11 protein-coding genes and 2 pseudogenes are annotated in these 17514 nt (G+C 74.6%); 7 read left to right on the forward strand and 6 right to left on the reverse strand.

The features are described from left to right. Together AB0883_RS15050 and AB0883_RS15055 are read right to left on the reverse strand one after the other, a co-directional pair. Positions 1–245 (reverse strand): annotated as a pseudogene (locus AB0883_RS15050) (phytochelatin synthase); the annotation flags it as partial. A gap of 948 nt (positions 246–1193) precedes the next feature. Further along, positions 1194–2852: pseudogene (locus tag AB0883_RS15055) on the reverse strand (beta-N-acetylhexosaminidase); the annotation flags it as partial. Positions 2853–3224: 372 nt separating this feature from the next. On the opposite strand from AB0883_RS15055, the gene ppdK reads away from it, so the two are divergent. After that, complete coding sequence (ppdK, locus tag AB0883_RS15060) at positions 3225–5957, forward strand: pyruvate, phosphate dikinase (protein WP_366641760.1); 2733 nt, start codon at positions 3225–3227, stop codon at positions 5955–5957. 137 nt (positions 5958–6094) lie between these two features. Here ppdK and AB0883_RS15065 read toward each other — a convergent pair whose 3' ends face one another. After that, positions 6095–6580, reverse strand: coding sequence for a roadblock/LC7 domain-containing protein (locus tag AB0883_RS15065; RefSeq protein WP_366641761.1), 486 nt, complete (start codon positions 6578–6580; stop codon positions 6095–6097). A 193-nt stretch (positions 6581–6773) separates the two neighbouring features. On the opposite strand from AB0883_RS15065, the gene AB0883_RS15070 reads away from it, so the two are divergent. From AB0883_RS15070 to AB0883_RS15095, 6 genes are all read left to right on the forward strand, one after another. Beyond that, positions 6774–7127, forward strand: coding sequence for a VOC family protein (locus AB0883_RS15070; RefSeq protein WP_366641762.1), 354 nt, complete (start codon positions 6774–6776; stop codon positions 7125–7127). Then, the gene (locus AB0883_RS15075; RefSeq protein ID WP_366641763.1) at positions 7117–8418 is read left to right on the forward strand and encodes a deoxyguanosinetriphosphate triphosphohydrolase; all 1302 of its coding nucleotides are present in this window, start codon (positions 7117–7119) and stop codon (positions 8416–8418) included. The genes AB0883_RS15070 and AB0883_RS15075 overlap by 11 nt, the downstream gene beginning before the upstream one ends. Before the next feature lie 15 nt (positions 8419–8433). Next, complete coding sequence (locus AB0883_RS15080; protein WP_366641764.1) at positions 8434–9270, forward strand: siderophore-interacting protein; 837 nt, start codon at positions 8434–8436, stop codon at positions 9268–9270. Between the two features lie 169 nt (positions 9271–9439). After that, positions 9440–11074 carry a BCCT family transporter gene (locus AB0883_RS15085; protein ID WP_366641765.1) on the forward strand — a complete coding sequence of 545 codons (1635 nt, stop codon included), beginning with the start codon at positions 9440–9442 and terminating at the stop codon, positions 11072–11074. Between the two features lie 133 nt (positions 11075–11207). Continuing rightward, positions 11208–13100 carry a DNA primase gene (gene dnaG, locus AB0883_RS15090; protein WP_366642225.1) on the forward strand — a complete coding sequence of 631 codons (1893 nt, stop codon included), beginning with the start codon at positions 11208–11210 and terminating at the stop codon, positions 13098–13100. After that, on the forward strand, positions 13101–13637 hold the full coding sequence (locus AB0883_RS15095) for a hypothetical protein (protein WP_366641766.1): 537 nt from the start codon (positions 13101–13103) through the stop codon (positions 13635–13637). 10 nt (positions 13638–13647) lie between these two features. On the opposite strand, the gene AB0883_RS15100 is transcribed toward AB0883_RS15095, so the two are convergent. Genes AB0883_RS15100 through AB0883_RS15110 form a run of 3 tightly spaced genes read right to left on the reverse strand, consistent with a single transcriptional unit; the run spans position 13648 to position 17449 of the window. Then, positions 13648–14616, reverse strand: coding sequence for a TAXI family TRAP transporter solute-binding subunit (locus AB0883_RS15100; RefSeq protein ID WP_366641767.1), 969 nt, complete (start codon positions 14614–14616; stop codon positions 13648–13650). Further along, positions 14613–15005 carry a roadblock/LC7 domain-containing protein gene (locus tag AB0883_RS15105; RefSeq protein ID WP_121400267.1) on the reverse strand — a complete coding sequence of 131 codons (393 nt, stop codon included), beginning with the start codon at positions 15003–15005 and terminating at the stop codon, positions 14613–14615. Before AB0883_RS15105 ends, AB0883_RS15100 begins: the two co-directional genes overlap by 4 nt. Next, positions 15002–17449, reverse strand: a complete 2448-nt coding sequence (locus tag AB0883_RS15110) for a sensor histidine kinase (protein WP_366641768.1) — start codon at positions 17447–17449, stop codon at positions 15002–15004. Before AB0883_RS15110 ends, AB0883_RS15105 begins: the two co-directional genes overlap by 4 nt. Positions 17450–17514: the final 65 nt, after the last annotated feature.

A 17514-nucleotide genomic window follows, 5' to 3' on the forward strand; every position in this document is an offset into this window, starting at 1 on the left:
TTCTTGCCCTGGACGCTGAGGGCGTTGCGGGCGGCGGCGGGGCCGCAGTAGTAGAAGTTGGGCTGGGCTTCGTAGCGCACGCCCAGCTCACGCTCGCCGCCCTTGCGGTCCTGGCTGACCGTCGTGGTGGGCTTGGTGTCGGCGGGGGCGGCGTAGGCGGTGGTGACGGGGCCGGCGATGGCGCCACCGGCGAAGGCGAGCCCGGCAGCGGTCAGGGCGGTCTTACGCAGCATGTCGGTACGCATGGTGATGGCACCTTTCGATCGGGGGTGCGCGGACGCGCGGGGGAGCGGCGTGCCGCGAAGGGGAAGTCAGAACGGATCGCTCCTGCGGCGGGGGGCCTGCTCGGGCGTCCGGGATGCCTCAACGACCCGGGTCGGCCAGCCATTCCGCCAGCCGGTCGGGCCACCCCGTGGCGCGGGGGAGCGCCGTGGGTATGCCATGTTCAACGACCCGCGCCGGCCCCACGATTCCGCCGACCGGGTGGCGCCGACCACGGGACGCACCGGACGGCGGCTACGCCGGGGCACGTATTCGGACATCCGGAACCGGACAAACATGGGCGTGACTTCGCAGTTCGCTGCCATCGGTCAGTGCGGTGAGCATGGGGTGGCGAGCGCGCTGTCGAGCTGATGTCGTAAACGGCTCACGCTGCCGCGCCGGCACGAACCGCACGACACCCGGGGCGAGCGGGAGCCGGCCCGGGCGACTCCTCCCCACGTCGGCGGCTCGCCTCCCCGGACGCTCCGGGCCGGGACATCGCTGAATCGTCTACGACATCAGCTCGACAGCGCGCGCGGAGCCCACCCGGCGCCGCCATGCCCGCGTGCCCGCCAGCAACCGATCGGGGCGTTGGGCGCAGGCTCAGGCGGACGGGGTGGACGCGGCGGTCGGGGCGCAGGCGGTTTCGCCCGACGCGTCGCCCGGCGTCGCACGGCAGGTGTCGGTCGACTCCCTCGCCCCGCGGGAGCTGACCGCCACTCGACCGGATGATCGGCGGCATCGCCGACGGGTCACTGCCGTCGGTTGCCGGCCTCCTCTGGGCCGGTCCGGGCGGGAACCGAGGTTTGTGGCCCGGCGGGAGTCGGCCGCTGCGCCTGGGCGGGGATCGCCGTGTGTGGCCCGGTGGGAGTCGGCCGCTGTTCCTGGGCGGGGATCGCCGTGTGTCGCGCGGCGGGAGCCGGCCGCTCGGCGGGCCAGGAGATCTCCGGCGAGCGGTGGAAGGCCGTGCCGGCCGCGGTCCAGCGCGGGCCGTGCCCAGCCAGCCGGTCGCGGAATCCGGCCCAGTCGTGCGTCGCGCGGGGCGACCAGCCCAGCTCGGCGATCGCGGGCAGGCGCGGGAAGAGCATGAACTCGACCTCGGCCCGCGAGGTGACCGACTCGGTCCACAGCGGCGCCTCCACGCCGAGCACCGCGTCGGCCGGTACGCCGGCCAGGTGGGTGCCGGGATCCCAGTCGTACGCCCGCCGCACGTCGATCAGGCCGGCCCAGTCGTGCCCGATGGGGGTGTCCGGGGCGTACTTCATGTCGAGGTAGGCGTGGTTGCCGGGGGAGAGGACGAGCCGCGCCCCCCGCTGGACTGCGTCCGCCGTGACCGGGTCCTCGCCCTTGGTGCCCCACCACTGGAGCACCCGCCCCTCGGCGTGCGCGGCGGGCGCGATCTGGTGCCAGCCCACCACCGTCTTGCCGGTCGCGGCGACGATGCGCTGGGTCCGCTCGATGAAGGTCGCGTATGCGTCGGGGCGCACCTTGAACGCCTCGTCGCCCCCGATGTGCAGCCACGGCCCGGGAGTGAGCGCCGCGATCTCGCCCAGCACGTCGGCGACGAACTCGTACGTCCGCTCGTTGGTGGGGTCGACGTAGCTGAAGCCGACGTCGGTGCCGGTGTACGGCGGCGGCGCGATGCCGTCCGGGGCCAGCTCGCCGTACGCGGTCAGCGCGGCGTTGGTGTGCCCCGGCAGGTCGATCTCCGGCACCACGGTGACGTGCCGCTCGGCGGCGTAGGCCACGATCCGCCGGTAGTCGTCGCGGCTGTAGTGCCCGCCCGGACCGCCGCCCACCTCGCTCGCCCCGCCGACCTGCGTCAGCCGCGGCCAGGAGTCGACCGCGATCCGCCAGCCCTGATCGTCGGTGAGGTGCAGGTGCAGGTGGTTGAGCTTGTAGCGGGCCAGGTGGTCGATCACCCGCAGCACGTCGGGTACGCCGAAGAAGTGCCGGGCGACGTCGAGCATCGCCCCCCGGTAGGGGAACCGGGGGCGGTCGGTGATCGAACCGCCGGGCACCGCCCAGCGTTCGGCGACCGGCACCGGGCTCTCGATGGCGGCGGGCAGGAGCTGCCGCAGCGTCTGTGCGCCGTGGAAGAGCCCGGCCGGCGTGGCGGCCTCGATCCGTACGCCGTCGGATGTCACGTCGAGCCGGTAGCCCTCGGGGCCGAGGTCGTCGGAGGCGGCCAGCGCCAGCGTGATGTCGCCGGCCGGCTCCCGCCGGGTGGCGTCGGTCACCGGCAGCGGGTAGCCGGTGGCCGGCCGGAGCAGGGCGGCGAGCTGCCCGGCGACGGCGCGGGCGGCGTCGTCGGGGCTCACCCGGATCGCCGCGTCGGGAGTGAGGACGAAGTCGGCGCCCGGGACCGGCGCGACCCGCTCCGGGGCGGGCACGACGTCGCCCAGCCGGACCCGGGCCGGCGGGGCGGGCAGGTCGTCGGCGGCCCCGGTCGGCGGGACGGGCAGGTCGTCGAGGGTCCCGGTCGGCGGGGCGAGCAGGTCGTCGGCGGCCCGGGCCGCCGCCCGGGCCAGCTCGGCGGCGGTCGGTTCGTGGACCGGCAGGTCGTGGTGCGCGGGGGCCGGCTCGTCCACCCCGGCGGCGCGGGACGGGTCGAGCGGCTCCGGGGCGGCGGTGGGAACGGCTGGCACGGCGTCGGCTCCGAGGGGTGTATTTGCGGCGGTTATGGCAAAGGTGAGGTTCACCGAAAAGCGTGCGGCCAAGAATACGAGGCGAGGCGTGAAATGCGTGATCGTGCGCGTGGAAGCGTTCCCAAAAACCCGTACGAACGCGGATAGTCGTGATAGCTGTGCCTATTGTCACCGAACGGTCCCGGGCCACACGAAGTTCGCTTAGCCTTCGCCCACCGGCCGGCTTGGCACCGGGATTGCCGGTGGTCCATCCCGGGGTATGAGAGCAACTGAACCTTCGTTAAGTGTCGGACCGGCGCGCGTGGGAGGGCTCTGGTGGCAACGCAGGAGACGGTGGAACACAAGTACGTCTACGCCTTCGCCGAGGGCAACAAGGATCTCAAGGAACTGCTCGGCGGCAAGGGGGCCAACCTGGCCGAGATGACCAATCTCGGCCTGCCGGTCCCACCGGGCTTCACGATCACCACGGAGGCCTGCAAGGCGTACCTCGCCACCGGGGAGGAGCCCGACGGCCTGGCCGGCCAGATCGCCGCGCACCTCGCGTCGCTGGAGCAGGCGATGGGCAAGCGCCTCGGTGACCCGGAGGACCCGCTGCTGGTGTCCGTGCGCTCCGGCGCCAAGTTCTCCATGCCCGGCATGATGGAGACCGTCCTCAACGTCGGCCTCAACGACCGCAGCGTCCAGGGGCTCGCCCGACAGGCGGGCGGCGCGGACCAGCAGGCCACCGGCGGCGCGGACCGGTTCGCCTGGGACTCCTACCGACGCCTGATCCAGATGTTCGGCAAGACGGTGTGCGAGGTGCCGGGCGAGGAGTTCGAGCACGCGCTCGACGACGCCAAGCGGGCCAAGGGCACCGGGAACGACCTCGATCTCGACGCCGACGACCTGCGGGGGCTGGTCGACGCGTACAAGAAGATCTTCTTCAAGCACACCGGCCGGGAGTTCCCGCAGGAGCCGCGCGAGCAGCTCGACCTGGCCATCCGCGCGGTCTTCGAGTCGTGGAACGCCGAGCGCGCGGTGCTCTACCGCCGCCAGGAGCGGATCCCGGCCGACCTGGGCACCGCGGTCAACGTGGTGGCGATGGTCTTCGGCAACCTCGGCCCGGACTCCGGCACCGGCGTCGCGTTCACCCGCGACCCCGCCAGCGGCGCCCAGGGCATCTACGGCGACTACCTGGCCAACGCCCAGGGCGAGGACGTGGTCGCGGGCATCCGCAACACCGTGCCGTTGCAGGAGCTGGAGCGGCTGGACAAGAAGTCCTACGACGAACTGCTCGGCATCATGGCCCGGTTGGAGGGCCACTACAAGGACCTCTGCGACATCGAGTTCACCATCGAGCGCGGCAAGCTCTGGATGCTCCAGACCCGCGTCGGCAAGCGCACCGCCGCCGCGGCGTTCGTCATCGCCGGGCAGCTCGTCGACGAGGGCCTGATCGACCTCGACGAGGCGCTGCACCGGGTCAACGGCGCGCAGCTCGCCCAGCTGATGTTCCCGCGGTTCCGGCTCGACCACGAGTTCCAGCCGGTGGCCAAGGGCATCGGGGCGTCGCCGGGCGCGGCGTCGGGCAAGGTGGTCTTCACCTCCGCCCGCGCGGTCGAACTGGCCGCCGAGGGGGAGTCGGTGATCCTGGTCCGGCGCGAGACCAACCCCGACGACCTGAACGGCATGATCGCCGCCCAGGGCATCCTCACCTCGCGCGGCGGCAAGACCAGCCACGCCGCCGTGGTGGCGCGGGGGATGGGCAAGACCTGCGTCTCCGGCGCCGACGAGATCGACGTTAACGTCCCGCAGCGCCGCTTCGTCGTCGGCGGGCAGACCGTCGTCGAGGGCGACATCGTCTCCATCGACGGCACCACCGGCAAGGTCTACCTCGGCGAGGTGCCGGTCATGCCGTCGGAGGTGGTGCAGTACTTCGAGGGCAGTCTCGACCCCGAGCACGTCGACAACGCGCTGGTCCGGGCCGTACACCGGATCATGTCGCACGCCGACGCCAGGCGGCGGCTGGCGGTGCGCACGAACGCCGACACCGGCGCGGACGCCGCCCGGGCCCGGCGCTTCGGCGCGGAGGGCATCGGCCTCTGCCGCACCGAGCACATGTTCCTCGGCGACCGGCGCGAGCTGGTCGAGCGGCTGATCCTGGCCCGCGACAACGCGGAGCGGGAGGCCGCGCTGGCCGCGCTGCTGCCGTTGCAGCGCGCCGACTTCGAGGAGATCTTCCGGGAGATGGACGGGATGCCCGTCACCGTCCGGCTGATCGACCCGCCGCTGCACGAGTTCCTGCCCCCGCTGGAGCAGCTCGCGGTCAACGTGGCGGTCGCCCAGGAGCGCGGCGAGGACGTGGCGCAGGAAGAGGCGCTGCTCGCCGCCGTCCGGCGGATGCACGAGGAGAACCCGATGCTGGGTCTGCGCGGCGTCCGCCTCGGCCTGGTCATCCCCGGCCTGTTCGCCATGCAGGTCCGGGCGATCGCGGAGGCCGCGGTCACCGTCACCCGCAGCGGCGCGGTGGCCAGGCCGGAGATCATGGTCCCCCTGGTCGGCGCGGTGCAGGAGCTGGAGACGGTCCGCGCCGAGGCCGAGAAGATCATCGCCGAGGTCGTCGGGGACAGCGGCGTCGAGGTGCTGATCGGCACGATGATCGAGGTGCCCCGGGCGGCGCTGACCGCCGGCCAGATCGCCGAGGCGGCGCAGTTCTTCTCCTTCGGCACCAACGACCTGACCCAGATGGGCTGGGGCTTCTCCCGCGACGACGTGGAGGGCGCGTTCTTCTGGCGCTACCTGGAGCTGGGCATCTTCGGCATCTCGCCGTTCGAGTCGATCGACCGCGACGGCGTGGGCCGGCTGGTGCGCATCGCCGCGGAGGAGGGCCGGGCGGCCCGGCCGGAGCTGAAGCTCGGCGTCTGCGGCGAGCACGGGGGCGACCCGGAGTCGGTGCACTTCTTCCACGAGGTCGGCCTGGACTACGTGTCCTGCTCGCCCTTCCGGGTGCCCGTCGCCCGGTTGGAGGCCGGCCGCGCGGCGGTGCAGACGGACGGCTCCGACAGCCGCTGACGCGGACGGTACGACAGGCCGGCGGCGGACCCGGGGGAGCGGATCCGCCGCCGCTGCCGTGCGGGCGGCCCGTGCCGGCGCGACCGCACCGTGGGTCGGGAGTCGGGAGTCGGTCGCGACCGGCTCCCGGAGGTTGCTCAGACCGGCGGGCGGCGCCAGGTGTGGGGCGTGACGCGTCGGGGCAGCCTGCCGCCCGAGGTGCGGGCCGTGAGCCGGGCATGCGCCTCGGGCACCGTCGCCGCCCCGATCAGGCGGTTGGCGTCCAGCACCGAGCCGGTGCGTCGGGCCACCGCCCGCGCGTCGGCATGCAGCTCCTCCAGGTCGGCGCCGGCGTCGGCGACCAGCGTCAACAGGGCGTTGCGCCCGGCGGGATAGGTGACGACGGCGCCGGTCGAGGTGCGGACCACCGATTCCCGGAACTCGCCGTGCCGCACGGTGTCGGCCACCCGGTGGCCGAGGCCGAAGCTGGCCGCCGCGAGCGCCGCCAGGTGGGTGGCGTCCGTCGTCGGCAGGTCGCTGGAGATCAGCAGCCCGTCGGTGCCGGCCAGCACCGTGCCCGCCACCTCCGGGCGGCGCCGGCGCAGCTCCGACAGTTCCGTTCCCATCATCGTGTCCGCGTTCACGGGCGTCTCCCCACCGTCGGGCCCTCAGCCTGGTCACGTTCCGCGCTGGGAACGCTACCGGCGGCCATGCCGGACCGCGATCCCGTAACCGTCGGCGATCGGTCGACAACTCTCGACTGTTCGGAGGTTGCGTAGCCCTCGGTCGCGCGCCGGCGGCGCGCCGTTCGCGGCGCGCGGGCGTAACCTGATCGGCATGAGCAGCGCCTGGGAGAGCCTGACCGTCGACGCCCGGGACCCCGCCCGGCTCGCCCGCTGGTGGGCCGAGGCGCTGGGCTACCAGGTGGTCAACGAGCAGCCGGACGAGGTGGAGATCCGCCGGTCCGCCGACCGGCTGCCGGGCATCGTCTTCGTGCCGGTGACCGACGACAAGACGACCAAGAACCGGCTGCACATCGACCTGCGTCCCGACGACCAGGAGGCCGAGGTCGAGCGGCTGGTCGACATGGGGGCCCGGCACGTCGACGTGGGGCAGGGCGACGGCGGGTGGACCGTGCTGGCCGACCCGGAGGGCAACGAGTTCTGCGTGCTGCGGCAGCGTGAGGACTGAGCCTCCCGGGCCGGACGGTCCGGACGTCGCCCGCTGGGTCGACGAGCCGCCGAAGGACACCGGGTACGGGCGGTCGGCGTACGAGCGGGACCGCGCCCGGGTGCTGCACTCGGCGGCGTTCCGGCGGCTGGCCGCGAAGACCCAGGTGCACACGGCCGGCACGGACGACTTCCTGCGTACCCGGCTGACCCACTCGCTGGAGGTCGCGCAGATCGCCCGGGAGATGGGGGCCCGGCTGGGCTGCGACCCGGACGTGGTCGACACGGCGGGGCTGGCCCACGACCTCGGTCACCCGCCGTTCGGGCACAACGGCGAGGACGCGCTGGACGACCTCGCGGCCGGGTGCGGCGGCTTCGAGGGCAACGCGCAGACGCTGCGGGTGCTGACCCGGCTGGAGGCCAAGGTGGTCGCCCCGGACGGGAGGTCCGCCGGCCTCAACCTGACCCGCGCCTCGCTCGACGCCGTGAGCAAGTACCCGTGGTCCCGCCGCCGGGAGCAGCGCAAGTTCGGGGTGTACGACGACGACCTCCCGCTCTTCGCCTGGCTGCGCACGGGCGGCCCGGGTGACGACCGGCGCTGCCTGGAGGCGCAGGTGATGGACTGGGCCGACGACGTCGCGTACTCGGTGCACGACGTCGAGGACGGCATCCACGGCGGGTACGTGGCCCTGCGTACGCTGCTGCGCGACCCCGAGGAGCGGGCCGCGCTCTGCGCCGACGTCGCCGCCACCTACTCCGGCGAGTCCCCGGCCGACCTCGGTGACGTGCTGCTGGAACTGCTCGACGACCCGGTGCTCGCCCCGCTGGCCCGCTACGACGGCAGCCATCGCGCGCAGGCGGCGCTGAAGGCGACCACCAGCGTGCTGACCGGCCGCTTCGTCTCGACCGTGGTGGCGGCCACGCAGGAGCGGTACGGCCCCGGGCCGCACCGCCGCTACGCCGCCGACCTGGTGGTGCCCCGGCGGATCCGGGCGCGGTGCGCGCTGCTCAAGGGCATCGCGCTGCGGTACGTGATGCGTCGCCCGGGCGCGGAGGACCGCTACCGGCGGCAGCGGGAGGTGCTGGCCGAGCTGGTGCACGCCCTGGCCGACCGGGCGCCGGACGGGCTGGATCCCGTCTTCGCCCCGCTCTGGTCGGCCGCGCCGGACGACGCGGCCCGGCTCCGGGTGGTGATCGACCAGGTCGCCTCGCTGACCGACCCGGCGGCCGTCGCCTGGCACGCGCGGGTGGTGCGCGGTGGGCGCGGGCACCGGCCGACGGCGGATGGGGGATGGGCTACCGCGCAAACTTAGGCTAACCTAACCGGCATGACGGAGCGCCCCATCAAGGTCACCACCGCCCGGGTACTGCGCACCGAGCGGCCCACCCCCCACGTCGTCCGGCTGGTGCTCGGGGGTGAGGAGCTGACCGGCCTGCCGGTGGGCGAGTTCACCGACCACTACATCAAGATCGTCTTCCCGGCGCCGGGGACGGAGTATCCGATCCCGGCGGATCTCAACGTGATCCGCCGCGACCTGCCCCGGGAGCGGTGGCCCCGGCTGCGCGCGTACACGGTGCGGGCCTGGGACGCGGCGGCCGGCGAAATGACCGTCGACATCGTCCACCACGGCGACGTGGGGGTGGGCGGGCCGTGGGCGGCCGCGCTGCGCCCCGGCGACCCGGTGCCCTTCGTCGGCCCCGGCGGGGACTACGCCCCCAGCCCCGACGCCGACTGGCACCTGCTGGTGGGCGACGAGAGCGCGCTGCCGGCCATCGCCGCCGCCCTGGAGCGGCTGCCCGCCGGCGCCCCGGCCACCGTCTTCGTCGAGATCGCCGACCCGACCGAGGAGCAGCCGCTGGCCAGCCCGGGCGCGGTGCGCCTGACCTGGCTGCACCGGGGCGACCGCCCGGTCGGGGAGGCCCTGGTCGCGGCCGTCCGCGCCCTGGAGTTCCCGCCCGGTGACGTGCAGGCCTTCGTGCACGGCGAGGCCACCTTCGTCAAGGAGCTGCGCCGCCTGCTCCGCATCGAGCGCGGCGTTCCCCGCGAGCGGCTCTCCATCTCCGGCTACTGGCGCCGGGGCCTGGACGACGAGGGCTGGCGCGCCAGCAAGCCCGACTGGAACCGGCAGGTGGAGGCCGAGGAGGCCGCCGCCGTCCCGGCCTGACCGGCCGCCGCTCCTGCCCGGCCTGACCGGCCGCCGCCGCGCCTGACGCCGACGTCCCGCCACCTGCCGCCACGCCCGGCCGGTCGTCGCCCCGTCCACGCGCCGGGCAGGTTGGCCCGATATCGCCGTGTGCCGCCCCACTGCCCAGCAGGATGGGCAGGGGGTGGCCATGAGCGGGCAGGCACGGGACCGGGCGCAGGCCGTGGGCCGGATCGACCGGACGGTGCTGGCGCTCAGCGTCGGCGGCGTCCTGGCCGTGGTGGCGTGGGGCGTGCTGGCCCGGGGCTCCCTGGCCGGCTTCGGCGAGTCGGGCCTGGCCTGGGCCATCGACACCTTCGGCTGGTTCTTCGTGGTGGCCGCCGACGCCTTCCTGGTGCTCTCGGTGGTCATCGCCGTGACGAAGTTCGGCCGGATCCGGCTCGGCGCCGACGACGACGAACCGGAGTTCAGCACGCTGGCCTGGGTGGCCATGATGTTCAGCACCGGCATGGGGATCGGCCTGGTCTTCTACGCCGTCGCCGAGCCGATCGAGCACTACGGCGCCCCGCCGCCGGCCAGCGGCGTCGCGCCGAACACCGGGGCCGCCGGTGCGGCGGCGATGCAGTACACGCTCTTCCACTGGACGCTGCACCCGTGGGCGATCTACGCGGTGGTGGCGCTCGCGCTGGCGTACTCGACGTTCCGCAAGGGCCGTCCGAACCGCATCTCGGCCGCCTTCCAGCCGCTGCTCGGCGCGCAGACCGAGGGGCCGGTCGGCCGCGCGATCGACCTGCTGGCCGTCTTCGCCACCGTGTTCGGCTCGGCGACCAGCCTCGGCCTCGGCGCGCTCCAGGTCGCCGCCGGGCTGGACCTGGTCACCGGAGTCCCGGACACCACCGCGGTCGAGCTGGTGGTGATCGGCGCCCTCACCCTGGCGTTCGTCGTCTCCGCCTTCTCCGGGCTGCACCGGGGCATCAAGTGGCTGTCGACGACCAACGTGGTGCTCGCCGTCGCGCTGATGGCGTTCGTGTTCGTGGCCGGCCCGACGATCTACACGCTGGAGGTGCTGCCCGCCTCGGTCGGCGACTACCTGAGCAACCTGGTCACCATGTCCACCCGCACGGGCGCCTTCTCGGATCCGGCGTGGTTGGGCAGCTGGACGATCTTCTACTGGGCGTGGTGGATCTCCTGGGCCCCGTTCGTCGGCATCTTCATCGCGCGGATCTCCCGGGGGCGTACCGTCCGGCAGTTCGTCGCCGGGGTGCTGCTGGTGCCCAGCGGCGCCAGCGTGATCTGGTTCGCGGTGCTGGGCGGCAGCGCCCTGCGGGTGCAGGCCACCGGCACCCGGGACCTGGTGGCCGACGTCCGCGCGGGCACTGAACGGGCCCTGTTCGGCCTGCTGGAGGCGCTGCCCCTGGCGGGCCTGACCACCGTCCTGGCCATGGTGCTGGTCGGGCTCTTCTTCGTCACCGGCGCCGACTCCGCCGCGCTGGTGCTCGGCTCGCTGACCTCCCGGGGCGCGCTGCGCCCGCACCGCGCGCTGGTGGTGGTCTGGGGCGTGCTGATCGGCGCGGTCGCCGCCGTACTGCTGCTGGTGGGCGGGCTGGACGCGCTGCAACAGGCGACCATCCTCGTCGCCCTGCCCTTCGTCGTGGTGATGCTCGGCCTGGCGGTCGCGCTGGTCCGGGACATGGCCCGGGACCCGGCGGTCAACCCGCCGCCGCGGGTCCGCCGCTCCGGCCTGGCCGCGGCCGTCCGGGCCGCCCGGTCGTACGACGAGGAGGACCCGCCGCCGGTGCGGCGCTACCTACGGCGCCCACGCTGAACCGCCGCGGCCGGTCCGGACGCCGCGCCGGGTGGCCGTGGCCCCGTCGTCGCGGGCGCGGGCGCCGAGGTGACGGCGGTGGTCGCCACACGCGGCGTCCCCCGGCGGCGCGGCGTCGGTGCGGCAGGGCAGGATGTACGCCGAGGGGGTGGCGGACATGGCTGGGCGGATCCGGGACGAGGACATCGCGCTGGTCCGGGAGCGCAGCTCGATCGCCGAGGTCATCTCCGAGACGGTGACCCTGAGGTCGGCCGGCGGCGGCAACCTGAAGGGGCTGTGCCCGTTCCACGACGAGAAGAGCCCGTCGTTCAACGTCTCGCCCGCCCGCAACGTCTGGTACTGCTTCGGCTGCGGCGCCGGCGGCGACGCGATCAAGTTCCTGATGGACGCCGAGCACCTCAGCTTCGTCGAGTCGGTCGAGCGGCTCGCCGACCGCGCCGGCATCCAGCTGCGCTACGTCGAGAACGACTCCGCCGCGCCGCGCCCGCGCCCCCAGCAGGGGCAGCGGCAGCGCCTCGTCGCCGCGCACGCCGCCGCCGTGGAGTTCTACCGCGGCCAGCTCACCACCGCCGGCGCGCGTCCCGCCCGGGAGTTCCTGGCCCGGCGCGGCTTCGACCGGGCCGCCGCCGAGCGCTACGGCTGCGGCTTCGCACCCGACGCCTGGGACCTGCTCACCAAGCACCTGCGCCAGCAGGGCTTCAGCCACGACGAGTTGGCTACCGCCGGGCTGTCCCGGCCGTCGCGTTCCGGCACGCTGATCGACCGGTTCCGCCGCCGGCTGATGTGGCCCATCCGCGACCTGGCCGGCGACGTGATCGGCTTCGGTGCCCGCAAGCTCTTCGACGACGACGACGGCCCGAAGTACCTGAACACCCCCGAGACGCCCATCTACAAGAAGTCGCACGTCCTCTACGGCATCGACCAGGCCAAGCGGGAGATCGCCAAGCAGGGCAAGGTGGTCGTGGTCGAGGGCTACACCGACGTGATGGCCTGCCACCTGGCCGGGGTGCCGACGGCCGTGGCGACCTGCGGCACGGCGTTCGGCGGGGACCACATCGGGGTGCTGCGCCGGCTGCTGCTGGACACCGACGCCGTGGCGGGCGAGATCATCTTCACCTTCGACGGGGACGCCGCCGGCCAGAAGGCCGCGCTGCGCGCCTTCGAGGACGACCAGCGCTTCGTCGGGCGTACGTTCATCGCGGTCAGCCCCGACAACATGGACCCGTGCGACCTGCGCCTGGCCAAGGGCGACCTGGCGGTCCGCGACCTGGTGGCCCGCCGCGAGCCGCTTGTCGACTTCGCGCTGCGGCACGTCATCAATCGCTTCGACCTCGACACCGTCGACGGCCGGGTGGAGGCGATGCGCCGGGCCGCGCCGCTGGTCGCCAAGCTCAAGGACCGGGAGAAGCGTCCGGAGTACGTCCGCAAGCTCGCCGGCGACCTCGGCATGGAGATCGAGCCGGTGCAGCGGGCCGTGCTGGCCGCCGCGTCGCCCACCCCCGGCCGGGAGGCCGCGCCGGCGCCCCGGCCCGCCCGGCCGGAGCCGGTCGTCGACAACCCGCACTCGATGGTCGAGCGGGAGGCGCTGAAGCTCGCCCTCCAGGAGCCGGTGCTGGCCGGGCCGATGTTCGACGCGGTCGAGGCGTCGGAGTACCGGCACCCCGTGCACGTGGCGGTGCGGGCGGCCGTCGCGGCGGTCGGCGGGGCCGCCACGGCCACCGGCGGCGCGGTCTGGATCGAGTCGGTCCGCGACGCCTGCGAGGACCTGGCCGCCCGGGCGCTCGTCGGCGAGCTGGCCGTGGAGCCGCTGCGCATCGACGGCGAGCCCGACCCGCGCTACGTCTCGGTCACCATGGCCCGGTTGCAGTGGGGCTCGGTGACCAGCCGGATCAGGGACCTGAAGTCCCGGATCCAGCGGATCAACCCGGTCAACAACAAGGACGAGTACTTCGCCGCCTTCGGCGAGCTGCTGTCGCTGGAGCAGCACGCCCGGGCGTTGCGCGAGCAGGCCGCGGGAGGACTGTAGATGGGACTGTTCCGCCGCAAGCCGAAGCTCCCCCCGGCCGCCCGGCCGCCGCTGGTCGCCGACGAGCGGGTGCTCGCCTGGGCCGCCGCCGGCAACGGCGAGGGCGACGGGGTGGTCGTCGCCAGCAACCTGGGGCTCTGGCTGCCCGGCCGGGCGCACCGGCTGGGCTGGCACGACGTCCTCAAGGCGGTCTGGTCCGGCCGCGAACTGACGGTGACGCCGGCCGAGCGGCTCGCCGAGCGCGACGGCTACCTGCTGGTGGCCGACCGCCCGGCCGAGACGTACCTGCTGCTCGACCCGGGGGAGCTGCCGCACCAGGTGCGGGAGCGGGTCACCCGGTCGGTGGCGTACACGCAGCACCACCCGGTGCCCGGCGGCGCCGGCCGGGTCGCGGCGCGCCGCGTGCCGGGGGTGGACGGCCTCACGTGGACGGTCCGCCTCGACCCCGGCACCCCGACCGACGATCCCGAGGTGCTCGCCGAGACCGACCGCCTCGTGGCGGAGGCCCGCGCCGCCACCGCCCCGGCGGACGCCTGACCGGCGCGGGTCACCCGCGCTGGTAGAACCGCGCGGCCCCGGGGTGCAGCGGGATCGGGTCGGTGCCCGAGGCGCTCTGCTGGGTGAAGTTGCCGGCCTCCGGGTGCACCTTGACCAGGTCGGCCTGGTAGGCGAAGAGCAGCCGGGTCAGGTCGTACGCCAGCTGGTCGGGCATGTCGGCGCTGACCAGGATGACGTTCGCCACCGTGACCGTCGGCGTGCCGCTCCTCGTCCTGTAGACCTCCTTCGGCAGCTCCGCGGTGGTGTAGACCGAACCGTGGCGCGCGGTGAGCGGCTCCATCAGGTCGACGATCGGCAGCAGCGCGTACGTGCCGGGCGCGCTGGCCAGCAGGTCGGCGATGCCCGGCGTGGGCAGTCCGCCGGAGAAGAACATCGCGTCGAGCGTGCCGGCCCGCATCCGCTTCACGGTCTCCGGCAGGGAGAGCGTGGCCCGGACGACGTCCCGGTCCGGGTCGAGCCCGGCGGCGGTCAGCAGACGCCCGGCGATGATGTCCGTGCCGGACTTCGGGGAGCCGGTGGAGACCCGCTTCCCGCGCAGCCCCGACAGCTTGGTGATCTTCGCGTCGGCGCGGACGATCACGTGGGTGTAGTTGCTGTAGACCCGGGCCAACGCCCGCACCGGCTGCGGCTGGCCCTCGAAGGCCCCGCGCCCCGCGACGGCGTCCGCCGCCGTGTCGGCGAGGCTGAAGGCGATCTCCATGTCGCCGCTGGCCAGCCGGTTGATGTTCTCCACCGACGCGCCGGTCGGCTCGGCCCGCGCCTCGTAGCCGGGCAGGTGGCGGCTGATCACGTCCGCGTAGCCGCCGCCGAGCTGGTAGTAGACGCCGGTGGTGTTGCCGGTGGCGAGGAAGATCCGGCCACCGTGCCAGGGCTGCGGCCCGGCCTCGGCCGTGCCGCAACCGGCGACGAGCACGGTCGCCAGCAGGGCCGCCAGCAACCGGGAGGACCGTCCGATCACGCCCGGACCGCCGGCTCCAGGGCCTCCGCCACCCGCTGGACCAGCATGGCGGTCTCGTAGCCGATCTGGCCGAGGTCGCAGCCGGGAGCGGCGAGCACCCCGACGAGCGCGCGCTCGCCGACCGCCATCACCAGCATCACCCCGCCGTCCATGTCGACGATCTGCTGGCGTACCCGGCCGGCCGACATCAGCCGGGCGGCGCCGACGGTCAGGCTGGCCAGGCCGCTGATCACGGCGGAGAGCTGGTCCACCTGGTCGGGCGCGAGGTGGGGCGAGGCCGCCAGCCGCAGCCCGTCGCCGGAGACCGCGAGGGCGTGCGACACGTCCGGCACCTGTTCGGCGAAGTTGGCCAGGAGCCAGTCCAGGCCGGCGCTCACGGATGGGGTCATGGTGTTCTCCTGGGGGGTGTCGTCTGGGTACGTCGGGTCGCGGCGGCCACTCCCTCGGCGAGCGAGGAGAGCCGGGACCGTACGACCTCGGGGTCGAGCAGGTCGCCCGCCGGTCGTGCCGGCGGTGCCTCGTGCAGCGTGGCCGGCAGCTGGCCGCCCCGGGTGCGGCGCGGCAGCCCGGCCCCGGTGAGCTGAGGCGGCGCGGGCGGAGCCGACGCGGGACGGGACGACGGCGCCGTGGCGACGCCACCCGACCCGGTCGGGCGCGCGCCGAGCACCGGGAGGGCGATGGTCGGCGCGTGGTGGACGCTGGCCAGGTCGGGCACGGCGGCGGGACTGCCGGTCCCGGTCCGGGGCCGGAACCAGGCGGTCTGGGCGGGGACGACCGGTGCCTGCGTACGCACGGGCGGCGGCGCCTGCGCGGGCACCTGCCGGACGGGTGTCGCCGGCGCGGGCACCTGCGGGGCGGCGGGTGCGGGGGCACGGCCCTCCGGGGCGGAGCGCGGAGCGACGTCCTCGACGCGGGTCAGCGCCGACTCCGGGATCTCCACCTGCGCGACGGTGCCCGCGCCGCTGTTGTGCAGCTGCACCCGTACGCCGTGCCGGGCCGCGAGGTGGGCCACCACGTGCAGGCCCATGCTGCCGGCCGAGGCGCTGGAGAGCATCGCGGGGGCGAGCAGCCGCTCGTTGATCGAGGCGAGGCGGCTGTCGCTGATGCCGATGCCCTGGTCGTGCACGCGCAGCGTGAGGCCGTCGATCGTGCGCCGGCCGTCGACGTGCACCGGGGCGTTCGGCGGGGAGTAGACGGTGGCGTTCTCCAGCAGCTCGGCGAGGAGGTGGACCAGGTTGCCCACCGCGGTGCCGTGCACCGCGGCGGTCGGCACGTCGACCTCCACCCGCGGGTAGTCCTCGATCTCCGAGGCGGCCGCCCGCACCACGTCGGCGAGCAGGTGGGCGCCGTCGTGCGTACGGCCGGGCTCCCCGCCGGCGAGGACCAGCAGGTTCTCCCCGTTGCGCCGCATGCGGGCGGCGAGGTGGTCCAGCGCGAAGAGCCGGGCCAGCGCGTCGGGGTCGGTCTCCTCGCGTTCGAACTCGTCGAGCAGCCGCAGCTGCCGGGTGATCAGGGTGCGGATGCGCCGGGCCAGGGCCTCGGCCATCCGGGTCACGTCCATCCGCACCTCGGCCTGTTCGCCGGCCAGGCGCAGGGCGGCCCGGTTCACCGTGTCGAAGGCCTGGGCGACCTGGGCGATCTCGTCGCGGCCCTGCCCGATGCCGGCGGTCAGCCGGGTGGCCGCGCCGTCGGTCGGCGCGCCGTCGCCGGCCGCGATGGCGGTGATCCGCTCCGGCAGTTCCCGGTTCGCCATGGTGAGCGCCGCGACCCGCAGCCGGCGCAGCCGGCGGCTGGTGCGGACGGCCAGCAGCACGGCCGCGGTCAACGACGCCAGCGCGACGGCGGTGGTCGCGCCGCCGGTGACCAGGGCCCGTAGCTGGGCTTCCCGGGCCAGTCCGGCGGCGTTGCGGTCGAGTTCCTCGGAGAGTTCCCGGCCGAGCAGGTTGTAGCGCCGGATGGCGCCGCTCTGGGCCACGTACCAGGCGTCGCCGTCGGTCTTCAGCCCGGCGGGCTCGGTCTCCACGTTGAGCGCGCTGTCGCGCATCCGGCGGGCGGTGGAGACGTCGGTGCCGGCCACCAGCCGGGTGTACGCGTCCGCCGCCGGCCGGCTGGCGATCCGGGAGAACTCGGCCTGCCGCTGCTCCTGCGCACCCCGCAGCTGGCCGAGGCGGACCAGTTCGCCGTCCACCAGCGCACCCCGCACGAAGACGGTGCGCAGCAGGTCGCGTTCCACGGCGGCGAGGTGCTCCTGGGCGGCGACGGCGGCGACCTCGCGCGCCCCGTTGGCCAGCTCCCGGTCGCGCAGCTGGGCCGGCAGCGCGTCGGCGACGGCGAGCAGCGACTCGACCAGCGAGAGGTAGGCCGGGTCGGCGGTGGTGCCGTCCAGCGCGGACCCGCGGGCCGCTTCGAGCTGGCCGAGCTGCGCGTCGGCGCCGTCGAGCACCTGGCGCAGGTCGGGTGCGGCGCGGCGGGCGTCCCGGCTGGAGCCGCGGTACCGCTCGACGGACGCGTCGACCCGGCGGCGCTGCGCGTCGACGAGGGGACGTCCGCTGCTGCCGCCCCGCTGGCGCAGTGCCGCCGTCTCGCCGAGTTCCCGTTCCAGCTCGTGCACCAGGCGCACGGTGGCCGTCGCGGTGCCGGCCAGCACCCGGGCGCGGTCCGCGTCGTCGGTGGCGGCCATGGCCATGGCGGTCTGGGTGGACCCCAGCACGACCAGACCGATCGTGGCCACCAGGATGGGCGCGAGCAACTGGGTGCGTACCGACCACAGTCGGTCGGTGTGGTCGGCGGGCCGGTGGTGCCGGCGTACGCGGCCGGGGGTGGGGAGCGACACTCGGGCCTTCCGGGGTGGGGTCGGGGGGTGCCGGACCCGGACGCGAGGCCCGGGCCCGGCACCCC

The organism is Micromonospora sp. NPDC047812, from assembly GCF_040704175.1.
GTDB lineage: Bacteria > Actinomycetota > Actinomycetes > Mycobacteriales > Micromonosporaceae > Micromonospora.